The sequence below is a fragment of the Pseudomonas mucoides genome, assembly GCF_015461845.1.
In the GTDB taxonomy this organism is placed as follows: Bacteria; Pseudomonadota; Gammaproteobacteria; order Pseudomonadales; family Pseudomonadaceae; genus Aquipseudomonas; species Aquipseudomonas mucoides.
Window position 1 is genome coordinate 836,499 of record NZ_JACOPW010000001.1, and the last position, 13,562, is coordinate 850,060.

Here is a 13,562-nt window from a genome sequence, read left to right on the forward strand (position 1 = left end):
CGATGAATGAAGCAATGGCGAACATGGCTACCTGTATTGATGCTGCTGACCTTGACGGGTTGCGCAACGCCCCCCCCCAAAGACCAGAACAACCTCTGCAACATCTATCGTGAATACCCTGACTGGTATGAAGACTCGCTGAAGATGCAGGAGAAGTGGGGCACGCCTCAACATGTGGCGATGGCCATCATGAAGCAAGAAAGCAGTTTTATTTCCGATGCCTTGCCACCCCGCGACTACCTGTTGTGGGTCATCCCTTGGGGTCGAGTCAGTTCCGCCTACGGCTATGCGCAAGCGCAAGACCCGGTGTGGGGTGAGTACAAAAACGGCACTGGCAATGGCGGCTCGCGTGACAACTTTGATGACGCGATCATGTTCATAGGCTGGTACACAACCGGCACCCAGCGCCAACTCGGGATCTCGAAATGGGATGCTTACAACCAATATCTGGCGTACCACGAGGGGCGTGGCGGCTATCGTAACGGCACCCACCTCAGCAAGCCTTGGCTCATACAGGTAGCGCGCAAAGTGGAACAACAATCACAAAGTTATAATTCGCAGCTCAAGCTTTGTCGCCAGGCACTGGAAGATAATCGCAGTTGGTTTTTTTGAGTTGGGCCCTTGACGAGAATGTACGAGAAAGGGGCGGAGCTGTTTAATGCGTCGCCTCCCTTTCAGTTCAAAAATCAGCAAGCCTCTACAGGCCTCTCAACTTTGAACAGGTCGGCCTGACCTCTGGGAATCTGACCAATACGCTCCTTAAACAGCTTTGCAATTTATAGCCAGATGCCATCAGTCCGCCTGATGACTGTCTCGCTCAATACCATTCCCGGCGTCCGGAGGGCTATCTCGCAGGACTCGCCTCAACCCAACCAGCCCATTCCTGATAAACTCCGGTCTTTCGCCCCACCGATTCCAGACCCCCAATGCCCCCAATCACTGCCGCACCCGCCCCGCTCTCCCGCCGCTTCTCCGTCGCCCCGATGATGGATTGGACTGATAGACACTGCCGTTTTTTCCTACGCCTATTGTCGAAAAACGCCCTCCTCTACACCGAAATGGTCACGACCGGCGCGCTGCTCAACGGCGATCACGAGCGTTTCCTGCGTCACAACGAAGCCGAACACCCGCTCGCCCTGCAGCTCGGTGGCAGTGTCCCGCTGGACCTCGCCGCCTGCGCCCGCATGGCCCAGGAACACGGCTACGACGAGGTGAATCTCAACGTCGGCTGCCCAAGTGATCGGGTGCAGAACAACATGATCGGCGCGTGCCTGATGGGGCATCCGCAGTTGGTGGCGGATTGTGTGAAGGCGATGCGCGATGCGGTGTCGATTCCGGTGACGGTGAAGCACCGCATCGGGATCAATGGGCGGGACAGTTACGAGGAGCTGTGTGATTTCGTCGGCACGGTTCGGGACGCCGGGTGCACGAGTTTTACGGTGCATGCGCGGATTGCAATTCTGGAGGGGTTGTCGCCCAAGGAGAACCGCGACATTCCGCCCCTGCGTTATGACGTGGCAGCGCAGTTGAAGACGGACTTTCCGGAGTTGGAGATTATTCTCAACGGCGGGATCAAGACGCTGGAGGCCTGTCACGAACATTTGCAGACGTTCGACGGCGTGATGTTGGGGCGCGAGGCGTACCACAATCCTTATGTGATGGCTGAGGTGGATCAGCAACTTTTCGGCAGTACGGCACCGGTGATCAGCCGTGCCGAGGCGCTGGCGCAGTTGCGGCCTTACATTGCCGCACACCTCGATGCGGGTGGCTCGATGCACCATATCACCCGGCATGTGCTGGGCCTGGGCACCGGTTTTCCGGGAGCGCGCAAGTTTCGGCAGTTGTTGTCGGTAGATATTCACAAGGCTAAAGAGCCGTTGGCGTTGCTGGATCAGGCGGCGGAGTTACTTGAGGGGCGCTAACGGTTAGCGAAAAACCAGGCTGCATTTCTCGCAGCCTGGTTGGTGTATCAGAGCGCTGCCGCCTCAGTCCAGTTAACCCAGCCAAATGCCCAGGTTGCCAGGATCAATAAACCGAATGCGATCCGGTACCAGGCGAATACCGCGTAACTGTGGTTGGCGATGAACTTGAGCAAGCCGCGCACAGCGATCATGGCGAACAAGAACGCGGTGACAAAACCCAGGGCAAACACTGGCAGGTCGGCGGCCTGGAACAGGTCTCGATACTTGTAGCCTGAGTAGACCGCGGCACCGACCATGGTCGGCATGGCGAGGAAGAACGAAAACTCGGTGGCGGCCTTGCGCGACAGGCCAAAAAGCAACCCACCGATAATGGTCGATCCAGAGCGTGAGGTGCCCGGAATCATTGCCAGGCACTGTGCGAAGCCGACCTTTAGAGCGTCGGTCCAGCGCATGTCGTCAACATGATCGACATACACCACATGTTCCCGCCGCTCTGCCCACAACATGATAAAGCCGCCCACTACCAACGCCACTGCCACGGTGATGGGATTAAACAGATACTCATGGATCTTGTCGGCGAACAATACGCCCAAGACCACGGCCGGCATAAAACCGATCAGCAAGTTCAAGGTAAAACGTTGTGCATTACGTTGAGTTGGCAAGCCCGTGATGATTTCGAGGATCTTGCGACGAAACTCCCAGACCACCGCCAGGATTGCACCCAGTTGAATGATGATATTGAAGGCCATTGCTCGCTGACCACCGAAATCGAGCAAGTCCGCGACAATAATTTGATGCCCTGTACTTGATATAGGCAAAAACTCTGTCAGCCCTTCGACCACGCCTAAAATCAATACCGATACAGTAGTCCAAAAATCCATCAATCCTCCCCATCAAAAAAAACACGTCCGCTGACGTGCTTTTAATGCATCGTTAAACAGAGAGTAAAACGCATTCAGCCGCGCATGAGAACACCTTGTTAATTATTGTCCAGCACTACACCTGACAACCCTGATGTTATACAAGGATCAATAGCAGTTAGTTCAGCACCAAAGAAAAGCTCAATCCAACCTGCCAGCTGATCATTCATAACACTCCCCTCATAAAGTCACGCAGCGGCCGGGTTAACCAGAAGCACAGGGTACTGCGCTGGAAAGGCGGGAGAACAAGCCGAAAGATGGCACAATGACACTCTTTTGCCTGCAACCATCAACTACACAGAAGTGCAATGATTTCTAACAAATTCACCAGCAATGTTAAAAAAATGTGATGCCTGCGAGAAAACCCCATGAAATGTTACCAATTGTCAGTCACAGATGAGAATCAGTGCTTTAACATTCGAACGTCAGCACCCAGCCGAGTCAAAGCATGATGCTTACAGGGAAAATAACGACTACCAGCCACAGTCACGCGAAGGAGGTGATCGGTATTCTCACCATTGGGCGGACCCAAACGTTAGTGGAGGACTTTAAGACTCTATTAGCAAGCCACGTCCCGAATGATATACCTGTTGATACAACGTGCTACAGCAACTCTTTCAGAAAAAATCAAGACGTTCATTCATACCGGGCTGTCTTCATTGTCATTGACAGCCCTCAAGCGTTTGTTGAGAGCCTTGCCCTCGTTGAAAATATGCGTGCTGACAACCATGCACTCCTTATTTTTGTAGCGATCACCGGTAGAGGCACCTACAACAAGATGAAATATTATCTTGCCGGGGCCGACTATTGTATTAAGTTTGGTACTTTGGCAGACGAAAACTCGGACGTGCTTTCCGAGTTTTTTAATAGCGCGGAATGGCAGAAGCAACATAATCTGCTTCTGGACCCCACTCGCATGTGCCTGATTGGAGACTGTAAAAGACTGGACGTATCGTTTCCGGAAATGAAGATACTAGAAGCATTTTCCGGCACAAAAAATCAAATATTGAGCCACGATGAAATCGCCAGAATCATGGGGCTTAATATTAATTTTTATGACCCAAGGGCCTTGGAAAAATCCATCAGCCGCCTTCGTGGAAAGATAAAAGGCCTATATGGCACAAATGCTATTCAAAGTATTCGTGGCCATGGTTATCGTTTAATCAGGGGTCTGATCTCGACCGCCTGATGATTAGTATCAAGGGAGTAATTGCAGTATGAACGCAACGGGGAGCGCGTCTCACATCTATCGTGCGAGTCATTATTTATCTCGACAATTGATCCTCACTCGCGATGACTGCCCATTTGGCAGCGAGATCAGAATACAATTTGACGACAGTCAGGTTCCGCCCGCACGTGCCTGCAGTGCACCACCCATGAAGCAGATGAGTGGCATCTACAGTGAAGTACTGATGCAGACCCGGCTGATTGCCTTTTCGCTGAAAGACCGCAATGTTTCCAGCGAAAATAAATACCTGAGCCGGCGATTCGTTTGCGTAGGGCAATCAGATCTCGCCAGTCCTGCACTCACCGAAGAGTTGATCCAGTGCAACGATGCGCTGAGTAACTTTGGCCAGACACTGGCTGTCGCGCTCAATGAGTTGCCTCTTTCAGCGGTGAGTTTCACCGACAAAAAGAAAATCCTCAACAACATTTATCTGCTGAAAGATCATGGGATAGAGATTGCTTTCGACGGCTATGATATCCACGACGAAAGTATCGAACTCTTTACCACCCTGAACCTATTCGACTATATAAAAATACCCCTTCCAACCCTAGACTTGAACCTTAAACAAACTGGCAACCCTGAGTTATTCAATCGACTTCATGAACGCATGACCATGCTGACTCACACCACCAAAGTCGTCTTCATAGCCGACAGAGTCGAGCAGTCTGCCAGTCATGTACTGGCACGCGCGTTGCCCTTTGATTACTTCCAAGGGAGCCATTACTCCCCTGCCGACATCCTTTTGAATTAAAACCGAAAGTGCACTTCAGGAGAGAAGACATGGAAAGCAGCACAACCCTCCCCAGAAAATATTTTGTCGTCGTTACTCACAGCTCGGCATTACAACTTGAGCTGGAAGCATTGCTGTCGAACAAGCGATACAACTCATTTGGCACCTCACAGGCAAAAATGTTTGTCGAAGGTGTTGCCCCACCCTCTTCCCCCCCTAAGCTCATGGAGTTTTTTTCCCCTCACCTGGACAGTATTGTCCCGCCTGTTATCAAACGTGATACACAGCGTATGCTTTCGTCATTCGAATCCGAGTGGCGAACAGTCCAGCCCGACACGCGATTCAATAACAGCAACGCTCGTACAGATGAAGCCTCGGACGCCATGTACACGGCGGCCAAGCCACTCAATTCCCATGCAGAAGCCTGGCGACTGAGCAACGGCAACGGAGCTCTGATCAGAGATGATATCGAGATTGTCTTGACTGGCCTCGAGGCCGCGCTGGTCAAAAAAATGCTCAACCATGATGATCGCGTCGTGAGCAAAGATGATCTTATTCGGAGCATCGGCAGGGAGCCGGAACATTATCGAGGTCTCGAGATGTGCCTTAGTCGACTACAGGAAAAGTTTAAAAACGCCAGTAACGGCGAACGCCTGTTCCGAGCGGTCAGGAACCGAGGTTATTGCCTGACACAAAAAATCATACGAGGGAAAAGCCTCACCTGAAAAAACGCAACGACCCTGCGGGTAGTGCATTACAAAAATAAGAAAGCACACTATCTTATACTCCCCCCCTCGCAGCTGAAATCCCCCTCCAAACATGCCATGCCACCCCAACTTACATTTATCGACTATTTCTAACACCCCGCCGTTCAAGATCAACAACCCGCAGAACTTATCAGCCGTTAGAAGTCGTCAGACAGCCCTCTCCCCAATAAATTAATCTATTCACTGGCGAGCGCACCGCATAGTGGCAATTCGCTCACTAATGCTTTGCCATCTTATAAAAATAATAACGTTTGCTTCATCAACTTTGGCTGTTGTCTGTCGACGCGCGAATGGACGTATTTTGGGGATATCGCATGGTTAACAATCTTCGTATCAATCGAAATACCCACCTCAAAGGATTGACCTTCTGGGGACAATGGGCACTGGGTCAGGGCTTTGTAGTTGCCCTGTTGTTTTCATTGGTTTATTACCACACCGGAACGCTAGAGTTCTATTATCGAGTCTGTGCAATTCTGACTGTACTTGCTTCGGTTCCCGCCTATACATGGTGCGGCGTCTATGCAAAGAAAGATAACTATCTGACGGGCTTGGGACGTTTGTTCATGGGTTGGTCAATGACATTGGCCGCGTTAGCCTGTGTCGCGTTTATCTGTAAGGCTGACGAACTGTTTTCTCGTCAACTTATCCTGGTCTGGGCCGCCTGCGGTTACCTCGGGCAAGCGCTGTTGTACGTCCCGTTACACGGATTCTCGCAATACTATCAGCGGTCGCTTCAAAGCGAGCATAAGACCCTGATCGTGGGGACTGGCGAATTGGCATTGGGATTGGCCCGCAAACTGCGCAGCCTGGAGCACTTCCCGCTGGTGGGCCTGGTCAGCACGGACACCACGCTTCCGCCGGCGCCGGGCTCACCGCGTATCGTGGGCCCCCAGGAGCAACTGCTGGAGTTGATCGAAGCCCATGACATCCGACGGTTGTACATTACGCTGCCCCTGAGCGAAGCGGCGAAAATCGAGGCCATGTATATCGATTTGCTGGGTGCCAACGTAGACGTGGTCTGGGTGCCGGACTTGAATAGTCTGACGCTGCTCAATCACTCAGTAAGAGTCGTGGACGGCTTGCCGGCGATCTACCTGAATGAAAGCCCGTTGACCAGCCAGCCCACCGCCGCACTGAGTAAAAGCCTGCTGGAAAAGAGCGTGGCGTTGTTGGCCATTGTCCTTCTAAGCCCCCTGTTGTTGCTCATTGCCTTGGCGGTGAAACTCAATTCGCCAGGCCCGGTGTTCTTCAAGCAGGACCGTCACGGCTGGAACGGCAAGGTGATCCAGGTCTGGAAGTTTCGCTCGATGCGCGTACACGATGATCACGAGGTCAAGCAGGCCAGTCGTAACGATTCGCGGATTACCCCGGTTGGACGTTTTATCCGCCGTACTTCGCTCGATGAATTGCCGCAGCTGATCAATGTGCTGCAAGGCCACATGGCATTGGTCGGGCCACGTCCGCACGCCGTTGCACACAACAACTACTACTCCGGGAAAATCCTCGCCTACATGGCCCGTCACCGAATCAAACCGGGGATTACCGGGCTGGCTCAAATCAACGGTTGCCGCGGTGAAACGGACACCCTGGACAAGATGCAGAAACGGGTGGAGATCGACCTTAAGTACATCAACAACTGGTCGTTGTGGCTGGACCTGAAGATCCTGGTGAAGACGCCTTTCACCTTGCTGTCCAAAGACATTTATTGATGGCTTGGTAGACAGACACAAGCAACACCACAAGGGGACGCAAGTCCCCTTTTTCATGGGCGTCGATCAGGTTGCAGTGCTGATTCAAGCGTGGGATAGCGCAGAGAATACGGCGCCATGTCTTGCAGTGGATACGGTGCGATCTACAACGTCAGTTGCGCTGTAGATCGCCCGCCCTTCACTCGGTGATCTTGCCGAAGTTGCGATAGAACAAATCGCTGTCACGGCTCTCGGTCATGGCATGCAGCGAGTAGCTGCGATTGAGCCTTGCACCACCGTCGCGGGTCAGCGGTGACCAGACGATATTGGCGCGACGCATTGTCGACATACTCATCATTTCATCGAATGGAATGGAGATGTAAATGCCCTTGTCGAAACTGCCTTCGCCATATTCCGCGCTGGTTGCAGTGGTCAACGTGGCCCAGGCCCCGAATTTCACGCCATTGTTGAACTGCCGAGACAAGTCGAGTGTGGCGCCCCAATCCCGCGCCAGATAACGACCGACGCTGACGGCCGCCTGGGATTCGAAAGGCAGGTCGGTATAACCCGTGATGTGGCCGGTAACGGTCGAGTAGTCCCTCAGGCCAAAGCCTTGGTCAAACTCGCGCTGACGCACGTAGTTCAGGTCCGCGCCGACAGACCAGCCCTGCCCCATCGGACGGAACAGCACCTCACCGCCAACGCCGGCAAACATCGATTCCAGGTAGCCACCGTAGACCATGCCATACAGGTCTTTATCCAGTTGCTCGGCATGACTGAGCTGGAACATCGGCATCGTCACATCCGAGGTCGTCAGGTACTTGCGCAGGTCCGTCCGCACCCGGGGCAGGCCACTCGGCGCGTCGTAGGTGAAGTTGTCGTAGTTGTTCACCAGATTGGCACTGAGCAGGCCGCTCCACCAGGTATTGCGTGTGAAGCGGTACTCGGCGTCCGCATCGGCAGTCAACTGATAGAGCAAACCGTCAGGGCCACCGACGTTCTGTTTGTAACCCAGCCCAAGCCCGTAGTTGAAGGGTTGGAGCGTGCCGGTATAGAGCGTGGTCTCCCGGTGCGGCACCGGCGCGTTGACCTCGGTCGTACGGTGCAGGCTTTGCAGTGGTTCTTCATTGTTGACCACTTCGCGAAAGGTCTCGCGAGGCACACTGGTTTCGTCCAGCGGCATGTCGTAGCGCTTGTTTACCAAGGTAAACCAGTCGATATCGTCATTAACGCTGTTGTCCAGAATCCGGCTGGCGCGGCCGACAGCTTTTGCCGAATAGAAATAATTCGACTGTTCGCCGTACACCAATAACTCTGAGCCGCGCTGGGTAATGCGCTCAACGTTGTAGCCTGCATTTTGCTGCAGTCGTTGGGCGACGTTGGCCCAGTTGACCTGATCCGGCGCGGTGACCGGTGCATGGGCCGGCAGACGCTCCGCAGGTGGATCGTAGGTCTTGGTGGGTGCCTTGCGGCTGACGAAGTTGGTGTGCAGGGTGATGCCGAACATGGCGGTATTGCCGCGCTCCCAGCCAGCGCTGAGATCAACCGAATCGGTCAGCTTGAACACCGCGCCGATGTTCACCGGCGAGTCCTGCTTGATCTGGTTGTCCTTCGGCTCGTTCTTATAGTCGTTGCCTTCGTATTCCAGTTTCAGGCTGAGCGGCTCCCAAGGCGTCTGGTAGGTCACGCCGCCGAACAACGAAGGACGCCCACGGAAGTAGGCATTGGTATTGACGTCGCCGGTGCCTTCACTGGCTGGCCGGGTTTTGAAACGATCATCGACCCACCCCAACGGGTTATCGAAATCGCCGCGATTGCCCAAGTAGCCCCAGGCAACACCCGCGCTGAAATCGAAGTCGTCATAGCGCTTGTTGGCGACCACGAACTCACTGGAGAACAGACCGGTACCCCCGATGTCGCGAAACCCTACGGCCAACTCGGGCGCCCAGTGGCTTTCTTGCCACAGGCGCAGCTTTAGGTCCACGGCCTTGTCTTTATAGCTCTGGTCGCCACTCAGGGACTCGGGGCCATATTTGCGGTTGGTGATTGCGGTATAGCGAAACGAGCCTTCCAGCCACTCAAAGGGCTGCAAGGACACGCTGTAGCGGCTATAGGGGCTGGTGCGGCTGGCATTCACGCTCAGCTCGCCGGCCGGCGCCATTCGGGCCGTCGGCGTCTGCATCAAGCCCACGCCGCCAAAATCACTCTGGGTAAATCGCGGCTCTGCATGAGCCAGACCACAAGGCAACAACAGTACTGCAGCAAAACGTAAATTCAAGGAACCACCCCAGCCAGTTGCGTGGCAAGAAATTCGGCCAACTGCTGATTCAGTTCAGGTATAGGCGGACTAAGATCATCGTTTTTGACAGGGACCAGGATTTTGCTGCCAGCCGCAGGCACCTGCCCGCTCTCGCGATTCCACGGCGCAATGCCGACCCGACGGGTGATGCCATCGGGCTGAATGATCCACAGGTAATCGGCTTCAGCATCGGCCAGCGGCGAACACCCTTGCAGGTAATCCCGCGCTTCCTGCATGGCGCGATACGCAACCCGGCACGGTGCGGCGACAGCGCCCAACACTTCAACGACATCGGAACGCATCGGGTAGATCAGGCTGTCGCCGTCAGCCACGCGAAAATTGAGCGCGAACCCGACCTCGACCGAGATCGGGTCCAGCACGGCCACCTGGCGCCCCGTGACGGGCAAATGGCTGACTTGCTCGTACAACCGCAACGCCAGCGCCGCTCGACTGGGTAGATCCAGGAGCAACGCGGTACGCTGCAGCACTTTCAGATCGAACAAGACGCCGGCTTTAAGCCGAGTCTGCTCTTCGAGCAAGGGCCGTCGCAGCCAGGCCGCCGCCAGCCAGTAGCCTTCAGGATTGGGTTGCGCGACGCGCATCACATCCAGCACGCGAGCACCGGGTTGCAGCTCAACGGGCCCCGGATTGCGCACGTCGCCACTAACGGACACCGCCGCGCTCACGCCGCCGGAGATCAACCACAGGCACGTCCATAAAACCTTGGGAAACTTCAACGGACAGTCCTGCGTTCAGAGGTCAGCTGAACGATCGTGACCCTGAGCTGTGCAGTCAGTTGCTGCTCGCTCTGCAGGATGAAACCGTTCTGCGGATTGACCCAATAATGATTGGTTGCGTGCAGGCCGATAGCCGGTGCATCAATACGCTCATCGACACGCATCACGGCGTACTCCTTGTCCAGAATCCTGATGGTTTCCATGGGGTGTCGCGTGAAGCGACTGCTCACGGCAACCCCCACTTCATAGCCGTGATAGAGATCGATCCAGCGCTGGCTGGTGTAGCCATCGGGCAGCGAATGCAGCCCTTGTTTGAACGGCGAGACCGCTTCAAAACGGGTCCCGTCCAGATCCCCGTCGAAGCCCAGTCCGACACTTCGAACCGCCAGGCCATCGCGCAGTAACAGCACCTGCTTGCCGGATGCGACCCAGTACTGCAAGTCACCTCGTTCACGCACCATCGCCAACACCCCTACACCGGAAGGGGTGGTCAGCTTGAGTTGGGGGTAGCGAACTTCGGCTATTTGCGCCGGGGTCAATTCCAGGTCGTCGGGCCCGCCGGCCACGGCTTTGAAGTTCGCCAGCGTGGCCTTCATCAGCGGGTTACATCCACACAACAGCAAGGCCGCCATCAAGCAGACGCTAACTTTCAACGTTCTCACAGTTGGACCAGACCTTATCGGGAGTTAGCTTCGCTTAAGTTGTTTTGTGCGGCAGCGCCCATGCCCAGAATCGAGGCCGATGGCACCAATTGACTGATGAAGCGGTTCCAGCGGGTGACGTTGGCAGGGCCCACATAAACAATGTCCTGGGGGCGAACATCGAAGTGGGTGGCGAGCGCCATGGCGGAAGGCGACTCGGCTTGCAGCTGGTAGATTTTGGCGGGTTCTACATCGAGGTTTTCTACGCCCCGGATGACGTACACGGCGTTGCCGTTAGAGGTGGTCTGGTTCAACCCGCCTACCGAGCCAATAACGTCAGAAAGATTCATGGTGCGGGTCTTGAAGGTCAACGCGCGTGGCTGATTGACCTCGCCCATGACGTAAATCTTCTTGCTGTCGTTGTACGGCAGGTACAACTGATCGCCGCCTCTGAGGTAGACCTTTTGCAACTCGGCATTCTGTTGATTGAGTGCATCCAGATTCAGCGGATATACCCGCCCGTTTCGCGTCAACAGCAACCCGGACAAGTCAGCATTAAGCGGGTCAATGCCGGCGGAACCCAAGGCTTCAACAACGTTGAGCGGATTGGTGGAAATGGCTTGCGGACCGGCTTTCAACACAGCGCCCGACACCACCACTTTCTGACTGGCAAAGCGCAACACCGCGACATCCACTTGCGGGTCCGAAATGAAGGTCGACAACTTCTCGGCGATATCGGATCGCAGTTGCTGGATGGTCTTGCCGGCGGCCTGGACTTCTTTGATGTAGGGGTAGTAGAGCGTGCCATCGGAACGAACCAGACGGCCGTTTGCATCGATCTGCTGCTGCGCGCCGGAAGGTGCTGTCAGCTCGGGGTGATCCCATACCGTGATGTACAAGACATCGTTATTACCAATGCGATATTCGGCGGGTGTGGTCAACAACTCCGGAGGGAGTGACTCATGGACCTGTGTTGCCCTGTCCATGGCGATGAGCTTGGGGGTGATCGGAATCAGCTCGACCCGACTGCTTTCGCTGGCACCTTCGCGCGTGATATCACTGGTGCTCAGATGTTGCCCCGGCGAAAACATACAACCTTGCAAAGCAATACTTGCCAGCATTAAAAAAGGAACACTACGAATCATAATGGCACTACGCTATTCAAGGGCAAACCCAAAACAAGATCGCCCAGTGTTAGCCGGGCAATCTTGTATTACACGTGCGAAATTTGTTAGTTATGGGTGCCGGTCGTCCCGGTAGTACCCGTGGTGCCGGTGGTCCCGCCATTGGAACTTCCACCGCTGTTGGACGCTGCCACAGCACCGGCAACCAGCGCGGTGCCGGCCAATACTGCTTGTCCCGCCGTCACATCACCGACGACTTGGGTATCCAGCGTGAGGGCTTCTTCTTCGACTGCGAGTGCCCAACTGCTCATCATGGACAACAGGGCGATTACCATTATCTTTTTCATATCAAACTCCTTCCTGCGAGTTCTTTATATCTACGGACTTGCCGGATGGGTTGCCAGTCAATTTTCCCGACCATAATTAACATCGCGTCCTTATATAACAGTTCAGCAGAAAAGCAGGACGCTATAGGCCCGCCCGTCAGCCTTGATCGGCATATCCACGAGGATGATTCGATTGCCAACGCCAGGTATCGGCCATCATCTCCTGCAAATTTCGAGTGGCCTTCCAACCCAGTTCCTTTGCCGCTTTGGAGGGGTCAGCCCAACACTCGGCAATGTCGCCCGAACGTCGTGGCATCACTCGATAAGGCACCGCCCGGCCCGAAGCCTGCTCGAATGCCCGCAGTACTTGCAGAACGCTGTAACCGTCGCCGGTGCCAAGGTTCCAGATATTGATCCCGGTGCGCGTCGAGATCGTCTGCAACGCCTTGAGATGCCCGTCCGCCAAGTCCACGACGTGGATGTAGTCGCGCACGCCGGTGCCATCGACGGTGGGGTAATCGTCACCAAATATCGACAACTCCTGCAGGCTGCCGACAGCAACCTGACTGATGTAAGGCACCAGATTATTGGGAATCCCGTTGGGGTCTTCGCCCATCTGCCCACTGGCGTGAGCGCCGATCGGATTGAAATACCGCAACAGTGCAATACTCCAGCGGGGCTCCGCTGCACACAGGTCATGCAGTACGTTTTCGATGATCAGCTTGGATTGCCCGTAGGGATTGGTGGGCGTGCCCGTCGGAAAGTCTTCACGAATCGGCATCTGCTCAGGCGCGCCGTACACCGTGGCCGAGGAACTGAACACCAACCGGAATACCCCGGCCGCGGCCATGGCCTGACAGAGCGTAATGCTCCCGCACACGTTGGACTCGTAATACTCCAGCGGCTTGCGCACACTCTCGCCTACGGCTTTGAGGCCGGCGAAATGCAGGACCGCATCAATGGAGTGCGCCTGGAAAATCCGGTCAAGCAAGGCTCTGTCGCACACGTCCCCGTGAATCATCAATGCGGACTTTCCGCAGATGGCTTCAACGGCATGCAGCGCTGCATCAGAGCTATTGCTCAAGTTGTCCAGCACAACCACTTCGAAGCCCGCTTCAAGCAGCGCAAGTGTGGTGTGAGAACCGATATAACCGGTTCCACCCGTTACCAGAATCTTCAT

General features: G+C 55.0%; 13 protein-coding genes. 6 read left to right on the forward strand and 7 right to left on the reverse strand.

Annotated features, from left to right (window positions below; all coding sequences use genetic code 11):
- The first annotated feature begins 6 nt into the window (after positions 1–6).
- Positions 7–612, forward strand: a complete 606-nt coding sequence (locus H8F22_RS04025) for a transglycosylase SLT domain-containing protein (RefSeq protein WP_027921636.1) — start codon at positions 7–9, stop codon at positions 610–612.
- 314 nt (positions 613–926) lie between these two features.
- Complete coding sequence (dusA, locus tag H8F22_RS04030) at positions 927–1,922, forward strand: tRNA dihydrouridine(20/20a) synthase DusA (protein WP_081743876.1); 996 nt, start codon at positions 927–929, stop codon at positions 1,920–1,922.
- Between the two features lie 47 nt (positions 1,923–1,969).
- On the opposite strand, the gene H8F22_RS04035 is transcribed toward dusA, so the two are convergent.
- Positions 1,970–2,803, reverse strand: a complete 834-nt coding sequence (locus H8F22_RS04035) for an undecaprenyl-diphosphate phosphatase (protein ID WP_059181284.1) — start codon at positions 2,801–2,803, stop codon at positions 1,970–1,972.
- Between the two features lie 487 nt (positions 2,804–3,290).
- Here H8F22_RS04035 and H8F22_RS04040 point away from each other — a divergent pair, with 487 nt between their 5' ends.
- From H8F22_RS04040 to H8F22_RS04055, 4 genes are all read left to right on the forward strand, one after another.
- Positions 3,291–4,031, forward strand: a complete 741-nt coding sequence (locus H8F22_RS04040) for a winged helix-turn-helix domain-containing protein (protein ID WP_059181285.1) — start codon at positions 3,291–3,293, stop codon at positions 4,029–4,031.
- A 187-nt stretch (positions 4,032–4,218) separates the two neighbouring features.
- Positions 4,219–4,821, forward strand: coding sequence for an EAL domain-containing protein (locus tag H8F22_RS04045; RefSeq protein ID WP_194939778.1), 603 nt, complete (start codon positions 4,219–4,221; stop codon positions 4,819–4,821).
- 29 nt (positions 4,822–4,850) lie between these two features.
- On the forward strand, positions 4,851–5,525 hold the full coding sequence (locus H8F22_RS04050; protein ID WP_027921641.1) for a winged helix-turn-helix domain-containing protein: 675 nt from the start codon (positions 4,851–4,853) through the stop codon (positions 5,523–5,525).
- Positions 5,526–5,881: 356 nt separating this feature from the next.
- Positions 5,882–7,276 (forward strand): undecaprenyl-phosphate glucose phosphotransferase, encoded by a 1,395-nt coding sequence (locus H8F22_RS04055; RefSeq protein ID WP_027921642.1) that lies wholly within the window; start codon positions 5,882–5,884, stop codon positions 7,274–7,276.
- A gap of 178 nt (positions 7,277–7,454) precedes the next feature.
- Here H8F22_RS04055 and H8F22_RS04060 read toward each other — a convergent pair whose 3' ends face one another.
- The 6 genes from H8F22_RS04060 to galE all read right to left on the reverse strand — a co-directional run bounded on the left by H8F22_RS04060 (position 7,455) and on the right by galE (position 13,562).
- The gene (locus H8F22_RS04060) at positions 7,455–9,533 is read right to left on the reverse strand and encodes a YjbH domain-containing protein (RefSeq protein WP_194939779.1); all 2,079 of its coding nucleotides are present in this window, start codon (positions 9,531–9,533) and stop codon (positions 7,455–7,457) included.
- Positions 9,530–10,291 carry a capsule biosynthesis GfcC family protein gene (locus tag H8F22_RS04065; RefSeq protein ID WP_027921644.1) on the reverse strand — a complete coding sequence of 254 codons (762 nt, stop codon included), beginning with the start codon at positions 10,289–10,291 and terminating at the stop codon, positions 9,530–9,532. The genes H8F22_RS04060 and H8F22_RS04065 overlap by 4 nt, the downstream gene beginning before the upstream one ends.
- The gene (locus H8F22_RS04070; RefSeq protein WP_027921645.1) at positions 10,288–10,953 is read right to left on the reverse strand and encodes a YjbF family lipoprotein; all 666 of its coding nucleotides are present in this window, start codon (positions 10,951–10,953) and stop codon (positions 10,288–10,290) included. Before H8F22_RS04070 ends, H8F22_RS04065 begins: the two co-directional genes overlap by 4 nt.
- A gap of 14 nt (positions 10,954–10,967) precedes the next feature.
- The gene (locus tag H8F22_RS04075; RefSeq protein WP_456107245.1) at positions 10,968–12,077 is read right to left on the reverse strand and encodes a polysaccharide biosynthesis/export family protein; all 1,110 of its coding nucleotides are present in this window, start codon (positions 12,075–12,077) and stop codon (positions 10,968–10,970) included.
- 86 nt (positions 12,078–12,163) lie between these two features.
- Positions 12,164–12,403, reverse strand: coding sequence for a hypothetical protein (locus tag H8F22_RS04080; RefSeq protein WP_027921647.1), 240 nt, complete (start codon positions 12,401–12,403; stop codon positions 12,164–12,166).
- 136 nt (positions 12,404–12,539) lie between these two features.
- On the reverse strand, positions 12,540–13,562 hold the full coding sequence (gene galE / locus H8F22_RS04085; protein WP_027921648.1) for a UDP-glucose 4-epimerase GalE: 1,023 nt from the start codon (positions 13,560–13,562) through the stop codon (positions 12,540–12,542).

Coding starts and splice junctions, on each gene's coding strand:
- H8F22_RS04075 (WP_456107245.1), bottom strand. CDS start 12,077: ATGATTCGTAGTGTTCCTTTTTTAATGCTGGCAAGTATTGCTTTGCAA.
- H8F22_RS04055 (WP_027921642.1), top strand. CDS start 5,882: ATGGTTAACAATCTTCGTATCAATCGAAATACCCACCTCAAAGGATTG.
- H8F22_RS04025 (WP_027921636.1), top strand. CDS start 7: ATGAAGCAATGGCGAACATGGCTACCTGTATTGATGCTGCTGACCTTG.
- dusA (WP_081743876.1), top strand. CDS start 927: ATGCCCCCAATCACTGCCGCACCCGCCCCGCTCTCCCGCCGCTTCTCC.
- H8F22_RS04080 (WP_027921647.1), bottom strand. CDS start 12,403: ATGAAAAAGATAATGGTAATCGCCCTGTTGTCCATGATGAGCAGTTGG.
- H8F22_RS04045 (WP_194939778.1), top strand. CDS start 4,219: ATGAAGCAGATGAGTGGCATCTACAGTGAAGTACTGATGCAGACCCGG.
- H8F22_RS04035 (WP_059181284.1), bottom strand. CDS start 2,803: ATGGATTTTTGGACTACTGTATCGGTATTGATTTTAGGCGTGGTCGAA.
- H8F22_RS04050 (WP_027921641.1), top strand. CDS start 4,851: ATGGAAAGCAGCACAACCCTCCCCAGAAAATATTTTGTCGTCGTTACT.
- H8F22_RS04040 (WP_059181285.1), top strand. CDS start 3,291: ATGATGCTTACAGGGAAAATAACGACTACCAGCCACAGTCACGCGAAG.
- galE (WP_027921648.1), bottom strand. CDS start 13,562: ATGAAGATTCTGGTAACGGGTGGAACCGGTTATATCGGTTCTCACACC.